This is a genomic window from Streptomyces sp. NPDC002476, assembly GCF_042889785.1.
GTDB lineage: Bacteria > Actinomycetota > Actinomycetes > Streptomycetales > Streptomycetaceae > Streptomyces.
In genome coordinates, this window is record NZ_JBIARH010000015.1 from 61744 (window position 1) to 75670 (window position 13927).

General features: G+C 71.5%; 14 protein-coding genes. 4 read left to right on the forward strand and 10 right to left on the reverse strand.

Annotated features, from left to right (window positions below; translation table 11 throughout):
• The first annotated feature begins 212 nt into the window (after positions 1 to 212).
• Positions 213 to 980 (forward strand): GntR family transcriptional regulator, encoded by a 768-nt coding sequence (locus ACFYXM_RS18995; RefSeq protein WP_389290652.1) that lies wholly within the window; start codon positions 213 to 215, stop codon positions 978 to 980.
• A gap of 155 nt (positions 981 to 1135) precedes the next feature.
• Here ACFYXM_RS18995 and ACFYXM_RS19000 read toward each other — a convergent pair whose 3' ends face one another.
• The 3 genes from ACFYXM_RS19000 to ACFYXM_RS19010 all read right to left on the reverse strand — a co-directional run bounded on the left by ACFYXM_RS19000 (position 1136) and on the right by ACFYXM_RS19010 (position 4220).
• The gene (locus tag ACFYXM_RS19000) at positions 1136 to 2293 is read right to left on the reverse strand and encodes an ROK family protein (RefSeq protein WP_389290654.1); all 1158 of its coding nucleotides are present in this window, start codon (positions 2291 to 2293) and stop codon (positions 1136 to 1138) included.
• Positions 2294 to 2392: 99 nt separating this feature from the next.
• Positions 2393 to 3043, reverse strand: coding sequence for a response regulator (locus tag ACFYXM_RS19005; protein ID WP_389290655.1), 651 nt, complete (start codon positions 3041 to 3043; stop codon positions 2393 to 2395).
• 4 nt (positions 3044 to 3047) lie between these two features.
• The gene (locus tag ACFYXM_RS19010; protein ID WP_389290657.1) at positions 3048 to 4220 is read right to left on the reverse strand and encodes a sensor histidine kinase; all 1173 of its coding nucleotides are present in this window, start codon (positions 4218 to 4220) and stop codon (positions 3048 to 3050) included.
• Positions 4221 to 4328: 108 nt separating this feature from the next.
• Here ACFYXM_RS19010 and ACFYXM_RS19015 point away from each other — a divergent pair, with 108 nt between their 5' ends.
• From ACFYXM_RS19015 to ACFYXM_RS19025, 3 genes are all read left to right on the forward strand, one after another.
• The gene (locus ACFYXM_RS19015; protein WP_389290659.1) at positions 4329 to 5267 is read left to right on the forward strand and encodes an ATP-binding cassette domain-containing protein; all 939 of its coding nucleotides are present in this window, start codon (positions 4329 to 4331) and stop codon (positions 5265 to 5267) included.
• A gap of 2 nt (positions 5268 to 5269) precedes the next feature.
• Positions 5270 to 6007 carry an ABC transporter permease gene (locus ACFYXM_RS19020; RefSeq protein ID WP_389290661.1) on the forward strand — a complete coding sequence of 246 codons (738 nt, stop codon included), beginning with the start codon at positions 5270 to 5272 and terminating at the stop codon, positions 6005 to 6007.
• Positions 6008 to 6192: 185 nt separating this feature from the next.
• On the forward strand, positions 6193 to 6630 hold the full coding sequence (locus ACFYXM_RS19025; protein WP_389290663.1) for a hypothetical protein: 438 nt from the start codon (positions 6193 to 6195) through the stop codon (positions 6628 to 6630).
• 220 nt (positions 6631 to 6850) lie between these two features.
• Here ACFYXM_RS19025 and mug read toward each other — a convergent pair whose 3' ends face one another.
• The 7 genes from mug to bioD all read right to left on the reverse strand — a co-directional run bounded on the left by mug (position 6851) and on the right by bioD (position 13926).
• Complete coding sequence (gene mug, locus ACFYXM_RS19030) at positions 6851 to 7405, reverse strand: G/U mismatch-specific DNA glycosylase (RefSeq protein WP_389290665.1); 555 nt, start codon at positions 7403 to 7405, stop codon at positions 6851 to 6853.
• A gap of 19 nt (positions 7406 to 7424) precedes the next feature.
• Complete coding sequence (gene purB / locus ACFYXM_RS19035) at positions 7425 to 8858, reverse strand: adenylosuccinate lyase (RefSeq protein ID WP_389290812.1); 1434 nt, start codon at positions 8856 to 8858, stop codon at positions 7425 to 7427.
• 68 nt (positions 8859 to 8926) lie between these two features.
• Complete coding sequence (locus tag ACFYXM_RS19040) at positions 8927 to 9775, reverse strand: SGNH/GDSL hydrolase family protein (protein WP_389290666.1); 849 nt, start codon at positions 9773 to 9775, stop codon at positions 8927 to 8929.
• 273 nt (positions 9776 to 10048) lie between these two features.
• Positions 10049 to 11068, reverse strand: coding sequence for a hemolysin family protein (locus tag ACFYXM_RS19045; protein WP_389290668.1), 1020 nt, complete (start codon positions 11066 to 11068; stop codon positions 10049 to 10051).
• Positions 11065 to 12405 (reverse strand): hemolysin family protein, encoded by a 1341-nt coding sequence (locus ACFYXM_RS19050; protein ID WP_389290669.1) that lies wholly within the window; start codon positions 12403 to 12405, stop codon positions 11065 to 11067. The genes ACFYXM_RS19045 and ACFYXM_RS19050 overlap by 4 nt, the downstream gene beginning before the upstream one ends.
• A gap of 246 nt (positions 12406 to 12651) precedes the next feature.
• Complete coding sequence (locus ACFYXM_RS19055; protein WP_389290671.1) at positions 12652 to 13116, reverse strand: GNAT family N-acetyltransferase; 465 nt, start codon at positions 13114 to 13116, stop codon at positions 12652 to 12654.
• Positions 13117 to 13236: 120 nt separating this feature from the next.
• On the reverse strand, positions 13237 to 13926 hold the full coding sequence (gene bioD, locus ACFYXM_RS19060) for a dethiobiotin synthase (RefSeq protein WP_389290673.1): 690 nt from the start codon (positions 13924 to 13926) through the stop codon (positions 13237 to 13239).
• Between the last annotated feature and the right edge of the window lies 1 nt (position 13927).

A 13927-nucleotide genomic window follows, 5' to 3' on the forward strand; every position in this document is an offset into this window, starting at 1 on the left:
GCTCACCCGGCCGCGGAGCCCTTCCGCTGCGGGCGGCTCACGGCACCACGAACGTCCGTGAACGCTCTGCGGCAGGAGGTTGTTTCGCTGCGTGACCACAGGAGGATTGGTCTTGACCAAGGTGGGGTCCCGTCCTATGGTCTCACCGTTAAGGCAGGAACCTTTAATAAATAACGTCGCGGAAAAGCCGCTGGGCGATTGCGGAGGACAGGGTGGGGACCACGCAGCCGGAATCGGTGCAGGAGCCGAAGTACTGGCACCTCAAGACCGTGCTCAGCGAGGCACTCGACTCGGACTTTGCGGTGGGAGAGATCCTGCCCAACGAGCGTGACCTCGCTGCTCGGTTCGGAGTCGCCCGTGCCACGCTCCGGCAGGCCCTGGAACAGCTCGAACTGGAGGGCAGGCTGCAGCGCCGCCGAGGCATCGGCACCACCGTCGCGCCGCCGCGCGTCGGGGTCGCGGTCTCCACGGGGAGGCGCGACTGGTCGGGCGGCGAGGTCGGCGAGGCATGGCAGCCGGTGGGCTGCACGACCGCGGTCGCGCCGGCGTCGGTGGCGACCGTGGTCGGTGTGGGCGGTGACGAACCGGTCCACGTCGTCCGCCGCATCCGTGTCGCCCAGGCGCAGACGATCGCCACGGAGTTGCTCTACGTCCCGTCGTCGTCGGTGCCCGGACTGCCGGCGATCGATGCGTCGTCCGGCCCCGCCCGGGCCCGCGGCGTCCTGCGCGAACTGCACCGCCTCGGCCTCGACGGGCAGGACCGGTCGGTGGAGCTCGGTTCGGCGCGCGCGGACGACGCGAAGGAGCTCGACCGGCTTCCCGGCTCCCCCGTCCTCGTCGTCACCACCCGTTACCTGGTGGCGGGCGGTATCGCGGCGCTCTCCGTCGCCACCTACCGCGCCGACACCTGCCGGCTGACCTTCGGCGACTCGGGCGACCTGGAGATCAGCCACCACGGTCACGAGCGTCAGGCGTCCTGACCCCGGCCGCGAGCGGCGGGCGTCCCGGACGGCACCACCCGGAACGGTTCGGACGGAACGCTCCCGAGCCCGCTCCACCCCTGCCCAGATGTACGCGAACGGGCCGTCGGGACACCCGCGGACGGACCTGCGGTGTCCGTGAAGGCCTGTCGCGCTCAGCTGCGGGCCGTCACCGTTCCCTCCACGGCGAAGAGCTGCTCCTCGACTTGATCGAGAGCCAGTCGCAGGGCACCCGTGGCCACCGCGGCCTCACCGAGCAACGACAGCGTCACACGCGGCGGCCGGAGGCAGTAGCGGGCCAGTTCGCGGCGGAGCGGCTCCAGCACACCGTCCAGCCCCGCGGCCCACCCACCGACCACCACCAGCTCCGGGTCCAGGGCCAGCACCAGCGCCGCGACATCGTGCACCAGACGCTGGATGTACCGCTCGACCGCCGCCTGAGCCCGTGCGTCCCCGCGCCGCGCCTCCGCGAACACGGCCGCGACGGCGGCCTCGTCCAACGGATCCAGGGGCCTGTCCGTCGTGGAGAGGAGCCTTTCCGGCGTGGCCTCGCGGCCCAGGAGGTGCAGGGCGCCGATCTCGCCCGCCGCGCCGCCGTAGCCGCGGTGCAGCCGCCCGCCGATCAGCGATCCGGCACCCGGGCTCAGACCGGCCAGGACGAACACGATGTCGTCGGACTCGGTGGCAGCCCCCTTCCAGTGCTCCGCCACTGCCGCGGCGTTGGCGTCGTTCTCCACGAGGACGGGGCAGCGGAACGAACGCCGCAGCCGCTCACCCAGCGCCAGCCCCGTCCAGTCCGGCAGCGCGGTGCCCAGCCGAACCGTTCCGTCGGCCTCCACGATGCCCGGGCTGCCGACCCCGACGGCACGCAGACTGCTCCGGGCAACCCCCGTCCGCCGCAGGACGTCGGCCACCATCATGCGGACCTTTTCGAGCCGGTCGTCGGCGCACGCCGTCTCCGACACCTCACGTGAACCCGCTCCGACGATCCGGCCGTCCAGCTCGGAGAGCAGGGCGGAGACGCGGTGCGGACCGATCTCGATGCCGAGCAGATGACCGGCCTCGGCGCGGAACCTGAACCGACGCGCCGGGCGCCCCTGCCGACGCGCCTCGCCGCCGTCGGGCATCGACTCGACGACCAGTCCGGCCTCCAAGAGCCCTTCCATGACGCCCTCGACCGTCGGCCTGGACAGACCCGTGATCCGGGTCAGGTCCGTGAGCGTGGGCGATTCGGCGCCCCGGAGGGCGTGCAGTACCACTGCGGAATTGATCCGTCGCAACAGCGATGGATCACCACCGGTCAGCCGCCCCACGGTCTGTCCTCCCAGCTCGTGCGCATGTCAGGCGGATGGTACTCGCTGCCCGGGGGCCGGGCGACCGAGGACCGCAACGGGCATCCGGAGCCGCGGGGCTCAGCTCGGGGCTACGAACCCGGACTCGTACGCCGCGATCACCGCCTGGGTGCGGTCCCTGGCGCCCAACTTGGCCAGTACGGCGCTGACATGGGTCTTCACCGTCTCCACGCCCACCACGAGCTTGGCGGCGATCTCCGCGTTCGACAGCCCTCTGGCCATCAGCCGCAGCACCGCCGCCTCCCGCTCGGTGAGCGACGCCCGCTCCATGACCGCCCGCGCCTTGTTCGTGCCGTACTGCGCGGCGAGCTGTCGCACCGCCGCCGGGAACAGCAACGACTGGCCCTCCGCGACCAGACGCACCGCATGGACGATCTCGGTCGGCCGTGCCCGCTTGAGCAGGAAGCCGTCCGCTCCCGCACGCAACGCCTCGTATACGTACTCGTCGTTCTCGAACGTGGTGACCACCAGGATCTTCGGCGGGTCCGGCACGGTGCGCAGCACCAGTCGTGTCGCCTCTATGCCGTCCATCAGAGGCATTCTGACGTCCATGGCCACCACGTCGGGACGCAGCCGACGCAACAGGGGGATGACGGCCGCGCCGTCGTCCGCCTCGCCCACCACTTCGATGTCGGGCTGCGCATCGAGGACAGCGCGCAGCCCAGCACGGACGAGGGGTTCGTCGTCGACCAGAAGAACGGTAACCGCCATCCGATCAGCCTAGGCCGTGCGACGGAAGGCTCACGTACACCCTCCACTCGCCCCTGTGCGGACCCGTCCTGGCCTTTCCTCCCAGTAGCGTGGCCCTCTCGCGGATGCCCCGCAGCCCGCTCCCGCCACCTGCCGAACCCGTCGAATCACCCAGCGGGTTGGTCACGTTCAGCTCCAGTCGGCCGTTCGCGACGCTGATCCGCACACGGACGGGAACGGTCCCGGCGTGACGGAGCACGTTGGTGAGCGATTCCTGAAGGATGCGATAGCCCTCACGGGACACCGCCGCGGGAACCTCCTCCAACGGACCGGACACGTCCGCGTCGACCTTCGCCCCCGACCGGCGTGCGGAGTCCAGAAGCCGGTCCGCCTCCACCAGCGTCGGTTGCCGTCCCGTCGGCGCCCCCGCTTCACGCAGCACCCGCAGGACCCGCTCCAGATCGTCGAGCGCGTCCCTGCCGGTCTCCTCGATCGCGGTCAGCGCCCGCGCCGTGAACTCCGGATCGTCGGCCGCCCGGGCCGCACCCGCCTGCACGACGGCGACGGTCAACGCGTGCCCGATGGAGTCGTGCAGCTCCCGCGCGATGCGATTGCGCTCCAGCAGCTGTTCGGTGCGCTCCTCCAAGGCGGTGAGCCGCTGCACCGGTGACGGGCCGAGGAGGCTGCGTGCGGCCAGGGTGATCAGCTCACCACTCGCCACGACCACGGCCAGCAGAACCAGGAGGGGCAGGGGAGTGAGCAGGAGATACCACCAATGCGGCTGCAGTACGGCTGTCAGCCAACTCTGTTCCACGTTGCCGCCGGTACCACTGATGACGAGGTCCACCGTGATCATCGGCAGCCAGACAGTGGCAACACCCACCGCGACGCCGAACACCAGTCGCAGCTCCAGCCAGAGGACGGTGCGCCAGCGGTCCGCCCAGTCGGCCGCCGCCGTGGCCGAGATCGCCGCGTGGGGGCTGCCGTGCTCCGCGGGCGTGAGCAGCAGCTGGGCCTGCACCCCTTCCGCCAGCCGCATGCCCGGCAGCAACCCCACCGGTATGGCCAGGACCATGAGCACCCACGGAGTGTCCATGGAGATGAACATCCACACGCTGCAGACGGCCAGTGGGATGAGGAGGTGCAGCCACCGGGTGTAGGTGGCGGACGTGGCCAGCGGTCGGATGTGGCGGAGCATGCGGCCATCGTGCCAGTCCGCCCGGGCCGGGTGACTCCCCCGAGCGAGGGAGAAGATCCCCTCCCACGGGGGAGGCCGGTACCCCTGTGGGACCGCCAAGCTGACGACATGACCAGCATCGACGTCCACGAACTCACGAAGGAATACGGCACGACCCGCGCCGTGGACCGGCTCACGTTCAGCGTGCGCCCGGGCCGGGTCACCGGCTTCCTCGGCCCCAACGGTGCCGGCAAGTCCACCACCATGCGACTCGTGCTCGGACTGGACCGGCCCACCGCGGGTACAGCGACGGTCGGCGGGCAGCCCTACACCGCGCTCGACAATCCACTGCGGCGGATAGGGGCTCTGCTCGACGCCCAGGCCGCCCACGGCTCGCGCACCGCGCGGGATCATCTGCTCGCCCTTGCAGTGAGCAACGGTATAGGCGCCCGCAGAGTCGACGAGGTCCTGGACGAGGCGGGACTCGGCGCGGTCGGCGGCGCGCGCATCAAGACGTTCTCACTGGGCATGCGCCAGCGACTGGGCATAGCGGCGGCCCTGCTCGGCGACCCGGAGATCGTGATGCTAGACGAGCCGTCGAACGGGCTGGACCCGGAAGGCATCATCTGGATTCGTGAGCTGATGAGACGTCTCGCCCGGGAAGGCCGCACGGTCCTGGTATCCAGCCATCTGATGAACGAGACGTCCTCGTTCGCGGATCATCTCGTGGTGCTCGGCCGCGGCCGACTCCTCGCGGACCTGCCGATGCGGGACTTCCTGGAGTCCCGAAGCCGCCCCGTGGTACGCGTGCGCACGACCGATCCCGCCCGGCTCCGGGAGGCACTGATCGGCAAGGGACACAAGCCCGTTCCGGGCGACGAAGGGATTCTGAGCGTCGAAGGCGCACAGGCCGCCGAGATCGGTGCCGTGGCCGCCGAGCACGGCATCGCGATCCTCGAACTCGTCGACGAGCGCCCGACGCTGGAGCAGGCCTACCTCGACCTCACCTCCGACGCCATGGACTTCGCGTCCGCGTCGGCCCCGTCCACCGACCTTCAGGAGGCCTGACCATGTCGACCGCGGCAGTGTTCCACTCCGAGTGGATCAAGATCAGATCGGTGCGGTCCGTGATCGGATCCCTGATAGCGGTGCTTCTCGTGACCCTCGTCGTCACCGTGCTCGTGTTCGCCACCGTCGGCCGGGCGGAGGCGGACAACACGGGCGCCGATCCGGTCTTCGGCGCCTTCTACGCCCTGAACTTCGGGCAGGTGGCGGCCATCGGCTTCGGCGCGACCGCGATCTCGTCCGAGTACGTCAACGGGGCCCTGCGGATCTCTCTGGCCGCCGTGCCGCACCGCACCCTTCTCTACGGGGTGAAGATGGCACTCGTCGGTGCGCTCGCCCTGGTCGTCGGCCTCGCCACCAGCTTCAGCGCCTTCCTGGTGGGACAGCTGTTCCTGGGGGAGTACGCGATCGATCTGCGTGAGCCCGGGGCATTGCGGGCGACCTTCGGCGGCGGGATCTACCTGGCCCTGATGGCGTTGTTCGCCGCCGGCCTGGCGGTGCTGCTGCGCAGCGCCGTGGCCGTGCTCAGCCTCCTCATACCGTTCATCCTCATCGTCTCCTTCGTGGTCGGCGACATCGCGGGTGACGCCGCGCAGTACCTGCCCGACCGGGCCGGGCAGTTGGTGCTCCAGCAGAACCCCGAGGGCAGCCTCGGACCGTGGGGCGGACTCGCCGTGACCGCTGCCTGGGCGGCGGCCGCGCTGCTGGCGGGCTGGTGGGCTGTCCGACGCAGGGACGTGTAGTCCCGCCGTCGCATCGGTGGCCACGTGCTGTGTCACGCCCACGCCGATGTCCACGTCCGTGCCGGATCCGGATCCCTGCTTCGCGGGTCGCCGGGAAGACGGAGGAGGGCACGGAAAGGGCTGAGGGGCCTTCAAAGCCCGGGACCGCGAGGTCGAATGTCAGTGCTGGGCGGTTTACTGACGGCATGACCACCGCACATCACCTTCGCCTCATCGACGGGATGCGGACCCGCGTCTTTCCCGCGGAGCGCATCCGGTCGGGTTCGGGAGTCAGCGGGCCCGGCTATCACACGGCGTCCTTGCACGCGGACGTCGACCACTGGGACGACGACGAGGCGGCACGGCTGCAACACCGAGCGCAGCGCCTCGCGGAGCACGATGCGCTGCTGACCCTGCTCACGAGTCGTTGGGGCGAGCCGCAGGTGATCAGTCTGTGGAGTGCGCAGGAGCGGATGACGGCAGGGGAGGAGATCCCGGAGGCGTGGGCCGAGACGGTCGCGGGCTGCGAATACCTCCAGTTGTGGCGGATCGAGGACCGGTGGATCGCGATGGGCCTGTACCTGGAGGAGGACGGGCCGGGCTGCGAGCTGAACGTCGTGGTGACGGAGACCGATCCGCCATGACGCGGGCGGGCCGGCCCCCGCCGTGCCCCGGGGACATGACCACGGGGCCCACGGTTTCGGCCGGCCGGGGGGCATGGGGACGACAGGCCGCCCCGCGTGGCCACGGGGCTGCGGTGGTCGCCGGCGGCCCATGCCGCCGGGTGCCGCGACCGGCGGGCCTTCATGCGGTGAGGGTCTCGTGGTGGGGTTCGCGCGTGGTGAGGTCCTTGCGCGGCGGGCTTCACGCGGTGGTGGGGTCGCCGTGCTCGACGGCGGCGCGCAGGCGCCCGTACTCCTCCGCCATCGTCGGAGTCGTCCAGTGGGCGTTGAGACCACTGGGATTGGGGAGGGCCCAGACCCGGGCGCCGCCGACCGTGTGGTCCTGCGGACCGATCCGGGCCGTCCGCATGCCGAACGCGGTGCGGTACGCGGTGACACCCACGACCGCCAGCCACTCCGGTCGCAGCCGTTCGACCTTGGCCGCCAGGATCCGCCCGCCCTCGCGGAACTCCTCGGCGGACAGTTCGTCGGCGCGTGCGGTGGCCCGGGCGACCACATTGGTGATGCCCAGGCCGTACCGCAGCAGTTCGGTCTGCGCCGTCGGGCTCAGCAGCCGGGGGGTGAACCCCGACCGATGGAGCACGGGCCAGAAACGGTTGCCGGGGTGGGCGAAGTGATGACCCGTCGCCCCGGTCGTCAGACTCGGGTTGATCCCGCAGAAGAGCACACGCAGGCCGTCCGCGACCACATCGGGAACAGTGCGGTCGCGGGCAGCCCGGAGCTCCTCGGGTGTCATCGGCGCAGGTGCTCGGCCGTCAGAGGATGGAGCCCGGCGTGTACGCGGCGGCCTCGGGGTGCCGCTCGATGATCTCCTCGATGCGGGAGATCAGGGTGGCCACCTGGTCGCCCGCCGCGCCCGTGAAGGAGAGCTTGTCGGCCATCAGGGCGTCCAGCTGCGCGCGGTCGAGCGGGATGCGCTCGTCGGCGGCCAGCCTGTCGAGCAACTCGTTGCGCTCGGCCCCCTGTTCGCGCATGGCCAGGGCCGAGGCGACCGCGTGCTCCTTGATCGCCTCGTGGGCGACCTCACGGCCGACGCCGGCGCGGACCGCACCCATCAGGACCTTGGTGGTCGCGAGGAACGGCAGATAGCGGTCGAGCTCGCGGGCGACGACGGCCGGGAAGGCCCCGAACTCGTCGAGAACCGTCAGGAAGGTCTCCAGCAGCCCGTCGAACGCGAAGAACGCGTCGGGGAGGGCGACCCTGCGGACCACGGAGCATGACACGTCGCCCTCGTTCCACTGGTCGCCCGCCAGCTCGCCGGTCATCGAGGCGTAGCCGCGCAGGATGACCATCAGGCCGTTGACGCGCTCGCAGGAGCGGGTGTTCATCTTGTGCGGCATCGCGGACGAGCCCACCTGACCGGGCTTGAAGCCCTCGGTCACCAGCTCGTGCCCGGCCATCAGGCGGATCGTCTTGGCGAGCGACGACGGTGCCGCGGCCAACTGCACCAGCGTGGTCACGACGTCGTAGTCGAGCGAGCGGGGGTAGACCTGTCCGACGGAGGTGAAGGCGTGGGCGAAGCCGAGGTGCTCGGCGATGCGCCGCTCCAGGTCGGCGAGGTTCGCGGAGTCGCCGCCCAGCAGGTCGAGCATGTCCTGGGCCGTGCCCACGGGGCCCTTGATGCCGCGCAGCGGGTAGCGGCCCAGCAGGTCCTCGAGCCGTCCGTACGCCACCAGGAGCTCGTCCGCAGCGGTCGCGAACCGCTTGCCGAGCGTGGTCGCCTGCGCGGCGACGTTGTGGGAGCGGCCGGCCATGACCAGCCCGCGGTACTCGGCCGCCAGCTTGCCCAGCCGGGCCAGCACCGCCACCGTGCGGTCGCGCATCAGTTCCAGGGAGAGCCGGATCTGGAGCTGCTCGACGTTCTCGGTGAGGTCCCGGGAGGTCATGCCCTTGTGGACCTGCTCGTGTCCGGCGAGGGCGTTGAACTCCTCGATCCGGGCCTTGACGTCGTGCCGGGTGATCTTCTCGCGCTCGGCGATCGAGGCCAGGTCGACCTCGTCGAGGACCCGCTCGTAATCGGCCAGGGCGGCGTCCGGCACCTCGATCCCGAGGTCCTTCTGCGCGCGCAGCACCGCCAGCCACAGCCGACGCTCCAGCTTCACCTTCTGTTCGGGGGACCAGAGGACGGCCAGCTCCGTGGAGGCATAGCGGCCGGCCAGGACATTGGGGATGCGAGGCTTCGCAGACACAGCAGTCACATGACCGGATTCTACTGGCGGTTTGTGCAGGCCAGCGCCGTGGCCGGGTTTGTGGATTACTACGAGAGCGGGGTCACGTCCACCTTGCGCCACGTCGCCACCGGGCCGGGGTCGCCGTCACGCTCCGGGGTGACCCAGAACGCCTGTCCCAGTTCGGCGCTGTACTGGGCGCCCGTACGCCCGTCCCCGGAGGAGCGGCCGGTCAGCCGACGGCCGATCCACGGCAACAGGTGCCTACGGGCGAAGCGGGCGTCCTCGACGCGCCGCACCACCCATTTCGCGGGAGCACTCTCCGGGAGCGGCGTCCGCCAGTCGCTCTCCGGCGGCAGCCCCAGCGTCTGCCAGACCGCCTCGGCCACCCTGCGGTGCCCGTCGGCCGTCAGATGCAGTCGGTCGACATCCCAAAGCCGGGGATCGCCCAGGACCGGCGCCCCGTAGAGGTCGACGACGGCCGCGCCGTGGCGGGCGGCCAGCTCCTCGACCAGGGAGAACAGCTCCTCCATGCGCGGACGGAAACGTTCCATCACCGGACCGTTGCGGCCGGGGCTGCGCATGAGCACGAGCCTCCCGCACGAGGGTGCGAGGCGTTCGACCGCCTCTTCGAGCCGTCCACGAACCATGCCCATGTCGCACTTGGGCCGCAGCGCGTCGTTGAGCCCGCCGACGAGCGTCACGACGTCCGCGCGCAGAGCGGCGGCGGCCTCGACCTGTTCGTCGACGATCTGGCCGATCAGCTTGCCCCGTACCGCCAGGTTGGCGTAGCGGAATCCCGGCGCACGGACCGCGAGCCGACCGGCGAGAACATCGGCCCAGCCCCGGTACGTGCCGTCGGGCAGCAGGTCCGACATGCCCTCGGTGAACGAGTCGCCGACCGCGACCAAACTGGTGTATGAGGCATTCATCTCCATGGCGATGCGATCGTATCGCGGGGTGACCCGGCCCCTCCGGGACAGTCTCGACCCGTCTCGACCCGCCCCGTTCAGCCCGCGGTCCACCGACCGCGGGCCGGGCCGGACCCATCCCACGTACCCGACGCACCCGTCCCCCCCACCCGCCGACGGAGGGCCCGGTGGCCGGGGAAAGGGGCCGCCGGACAGGCGCGCCGCACGCGGACCCGCCGAACGGCGCCCCGTGCCCCTCCGCCAGGCCACGGTCGGACGTCCGCGGCCGCTGCGGACCGGTCAGTGCGCCTGCGGCCGCCCCACCAGCTCGCGCAGGACGTCCTCCATCGTGACCATGCCCGCCAGCCGGCCGTGCTCGTCGAGCACCGCCGCCAGGTGTGTGCGGCTGCGGCGCAGCGCCGTCAGCACGTCGTCCAGCGGGGTCCCGGCGCGCACCCTGGCGATCGGCCGCATCGCCGTCACCGGGAACGGCAGGTCGCGCGGGGTGGCGTCCAGCGCGTCCTTCACATGGAGGTAGCCCAGGATGCGGCCCTCGCTGTCCATCACCGGGAAGCGGGAGAAGCCTGTCTCGTGCGACAGCCGCTCCAGCTGCTCCGGCGTCGTCCCGATCCTGGTGTAGGTCACCCGGTCCACCGGCAGCGCCACCTCCCGCACCGGCCGACGCCCCAGTTCGAGCGCGTGGCGCAGCCGCTCGGCCGAGCGGTCGTCGACGAGACCGGCATCCCCGGCGTCCTTCACCAGCCGGGCCAGTTCGTCGTCCGAGAACGTGGCGGCGACCTCGTTCTTCGCCTCGACCCGCAGGAGCTTCAGCAGCCCGTTGGCGAAGGCGTTCACGGCGAAGATCACCGGGCGCAGCGCCCTGGCGAGGGCCACCAGCGGCGGCCCGAGCAGCAGGGCGGCCCGTACGGGCTCGGCCAGGGCGATGTTCTTCGGCACCATCTCGCCGAGCAGCATGTGCAGATACGTCGCGACGGACAGGGCGATCACGAACGAGATCGGGTGGATCAGCTCGCCGGGCACCCCCACCACGTCGAAGACGGGCTCCAGCAGATGGGCGATGGCCGGTTCGGCGACGACACCGAGGACCAGCGTGCACAGTGTGATGCCCAGCTGTGCCGCGGCGAGCAGCGCCGACACGTGTTCCAGGCCCCATATGACACTTCGGGCCCGCCGGTTCCCTGCTTCGGCCTGCGGTTCGACCTGGCTGCGGCGCACGGAGATCAGCGCGAACTCCGCGCCGACGAAGAAGGCGTTGACGACCAGGGTCATCAGTCCGATGAAGAGCTGGACGGCGGTCATCGTGCGTCCTCCGTCCATTCGTCGTCCTCGCCGGGCAGCGGCGCGTGCAGCAGGGCCCGCGCGGCCCGGCGGCCGGAGGCGTCCACGACGTCGATCCGCCAGCCGGCCAGTTCGACGGTGTCGCCCGCGGCCGGGATGCGCCCGACCTCGGTGGCGACGAGCCCGGCGAGTGTCTCGTACGGGCCGTCCGGCACCCGTAGCCCGATCCTCTGCAACTGGTCGAGGCGCGCGGCGCCGTCCGCCGACCAGAGGGTCCGTCCGTCGGCGTCCTCACCGGCCGGTGCCAGGTCGGGCGTCTCGTGCGGGTCGTGTTCGTCGCGCACCTCGCCGACGACCTCCTCAACGATGTCCTCCAGGGTCACGACGCCCGCCGTGCCCCCGTACTCGTCGATGACGACGGCCATCGCGACCTTGCCGGACAGCTGGTCGAGAAGCCGGTCCACGGTGAGGGTCTCCGGCACGAGCAGCGGCTCGCGCAGCATCTGCGAGACACGCGTACGGGCTCGCTGCTCGGCCGGGACGGCCAGCACGTCCTTGATGTGCGCCACGCCGACGACCGTGTCGAGGTTGCCGCGGTAGACGGGGAAACGGGACAGGCCGGTCGCGCGGGTGGCGTTCGCGACGTCCTCGGCGGTCGCCTGCACGTCCAGGGCGGTGACCTGCACCCGAGGCGTCATGACGTTCTGCGCCGTGAGCTCCGCCAGGTTGAGGGTGCGGACGAACAGTTCGGCGGTGTCCGCCTCCAGGGCGCCCTCCTTCGCGGAGTGTCGGGCCAGCGCCACCAGCTCCTGCGGGCCGCGGGCCGAGGCCAGCTCCTCGGCGGGTTCCAGACCGAAGCGGCGCACGATCCGGTTCGCCGTGTGGTTGAGGTGGCTGATGAACGGCCGGAACACGGCGGTGAAGGCCCGCTGCGGGGTCGCCACGGCCTTCGCCACCGCGAGCGGCGAGGAGATCGCCCAGTTCTTCGGGACGAGTTCGCCGACGACCATCAGGAACACCGTGGACAGGGCGGTTCCCAGCACGAGTGCCACGGACGATGCCACGCCGGGGGGCAGGCCCACGGCCTCCACCGGTCCGCGGATCAGTTTCGCGATGGACGGTTCGGAGAGCATGCCGACCACCAGGTTGGTGACCGTGATGCCGAGCTGGGCGCCGGACAGCTGGAAGGTGAGGCTGCGCACGGCCTTCATGGCGCTCGCCGCGCCCCGTTCCCCCTGCTCGACGGCGCGTTCGAGTTGACCGCGCTCGACCGTCGTCAGCGAGAACTCGGCCGCGACGAAGGCGCCGCACGCGAGGGAGAGCAGCACCGCGACGAGCAGCAGAAGCACTTCGGTCATCGGGTCACCTCCGTCCCATGGTCGGGCAGGGGCGGGTGGACCGCTCGATGTCGGCTGTGTCTGTTTCGGCTACGTCTACAGCTGGGGGGCTCGCCCATGGGCGGACGTACACACCTTTCGAAAGGAATCGGTCAGGAACCATCCATGGTAAAGGATCGGTAAAAACGCTCGCTTTTCCGTGGGCCGCTTCTCAGTCCGCCGGTGGTGTCGTGGGGCGCGACGCTGCTCCGGCCCGCTCGTCGGCGCTCACGGGCGATTCTCCCGGGCCCCGCTGCCGACGTCCGTCCCCGGCCCGAGCGGTCTGATCCAGCGTCGCCAGTGGTCCTCGCGGTGGTACCCGGCTGCGGCCCACGTGCGGTGCGCCCGCTCGTTGGCCTCCAGGACCATGGCGTCGACCCGCCGTCCGCCCAGGTTGGCGAATCGTTCCTCCGCGGCTGCCAACAGGGCAGTGGCGATGCCTCGACGGCGGCGGTCGGGGTGTACGGCCAGCCGGTAGACCGAGCACCGCCAGCCGTCGAATCCGGCAATCACCGTTCCCACGAGAACGTCGGCGCGTTCCGCGAGGAGCAGCGCCTCGGGGTCCCGTTCGATGAGCCGGGCCACGCCGTCGTGGTCGTCGCTGATGCTCGTGCCCTTCGCGGCCGCTCGCCAGAACCGGAGCACGTCGTCGATGTCGGAGGGGGTGGCGCAACGGATGCGCTGATCGTCCATGGCCCGAGCCAAGCAGATGTTCTCCCCGCGCCCCTGCCCGGCCCGCCTCTCGTGGTGCGCGCCCCGGCGACGGCGGGCGCCGGACCGGGGCGGCAGCCGGCCGCACCACGGCCCGGTCGCTCATCCGGCGTTCCGGGTCCCGCCCAGCTCGGCGGCCAGCCAACTCCCGGCCGCTGCACGGAAATCGGCGGGCGTCAGTGCCCCCGCCCCGGCCGGCACCGCCCCCAGCAGCGGGGCGCCCGCCGCCGCCGGGAGGTCCGCCACGTTGCAGCGGGCCGCGAGGTCCGGTTCGGCGGGCATGCTGCCCACCACCACACCGAGGCACTCCAGCTCCCGGGCCCGCAGGGCCTCCGAGGTCAGGGCGGTGGCGTTGAGCGTGCCCAGACCGGCCCGCGCCACGACCAGCACGGGCGCGGACAGCAGCCGGGCCGCGTCGGCGAGGGTCGAGCCCATGTCGTCGAAACGGACCAGCAGACCGCCCGCGCCCTCGATCAGCACCACGTCGTGCTCGGTCGCCAGCTTCTCGGCGGCCTCGGCGATCTCGTACGGGCGCACCGGCGGGAGGCCGGCCCTCCGGGCGGCCGTGGCGGGCGCCAACGGCTCCGGGAAGCGCGCGAGTTCGACCGCCGTCACATGGCCGCCCGCCAGCCGTGCCACCTCTGCGGCATCCCCCGGCTCACCAGGTGCCAGACCCGTCTGCGCGGGCTTGAGGACCGCGACGCGCCGGTCCCGCCGCACCGCCGCCACGGCGGCGGTCACGACCGTCTTGCCGATCTCGGTGTCGGTGCCCGTCACCACCAGAACGCTCATC

Excerpts from the sequence above, each read along its gene's own strand:
- ACFYXM_RS19010 (WP_389290657.1), bottom strand. The coding sequence starts at position 4,220 with ATGCTCCGCCACATCCGACCGCTGGCCACGTCCGCCACCTACACCCGG.
- ACFYXM_RS19055 (WP_389290671.1), bottom strand. The coding sequence starts at position 13,116 with ATGGACGATCAGCGCATCCGTTGCGCCACCCCCTCCGACATCGACGAC.
- ACFYXM_RS19015 (WP_389290659.1), top strand. The coding sequence starts at position 4,329 with ATGACCAGCATCGACGTCCACGAACTCACGAAGGAATACGGCACGACC.
- ACFYXM_RS19005 (WP_389290655.1), bottom strand. The coding sequence starts at position 3,043 with ATGGCGGTTACCGTTCTTCTGGTCGACGACGAACCCCTCGTCCGTGCT.
- ACFYXM_RS19020 (WP_389290661.1), top strand. The coding sequence starts at position 5,270 with ATGTCGACCGCGGCAGTGTTCCACTCCGAGTGGATCAAGATCAGATCG.
- ACFYXM_RS19040 (WP_389290666.1), bottom strand. The coding sequence starts at position 9,775 with ATGGAGATGAATGCCTCATACACCAGTTTGGTCGCGGTCGGCGACTCG.
- bioD (WP_389290673.1), bottom strand. The coding sequence starts at position 13,926 with ATGAGCGTTCTGGTGGTGACGGGCACCGACACCGAGATCGGCAAGACG.
- mug (WP_389290665.1), bottom strand. The coding sequence starts at position 7,405 with ATGACACCCGAGGAGCTCCGGGCTGCCCGCGACCGCACTGTTCCCGAT.
- ACFYXM_RS19045 (WP_389290668.1), bottom strand. The coding sequence starts at position 11,068 with ATGACCGCCGTCCAGCTCTTCATCGGACTGATGACCCTGGTCGTCAAC.
- ACFYXM_RS19025 (WP_389290663.1), top strand. The coding sequence starts at position 6,193 with ATGACCACCGCACATCACCTTCGCCTCATCGACGGGATGCGGACCCGC.
- ACFYXM_RS19050 (WP_389290669.1), bottom strand. The coding sequence starts at position 12,405 with ATGACCGAAGTGCTTCTGCTGCTCGTCGCGGTGCTGCTCTCCCTCGCG.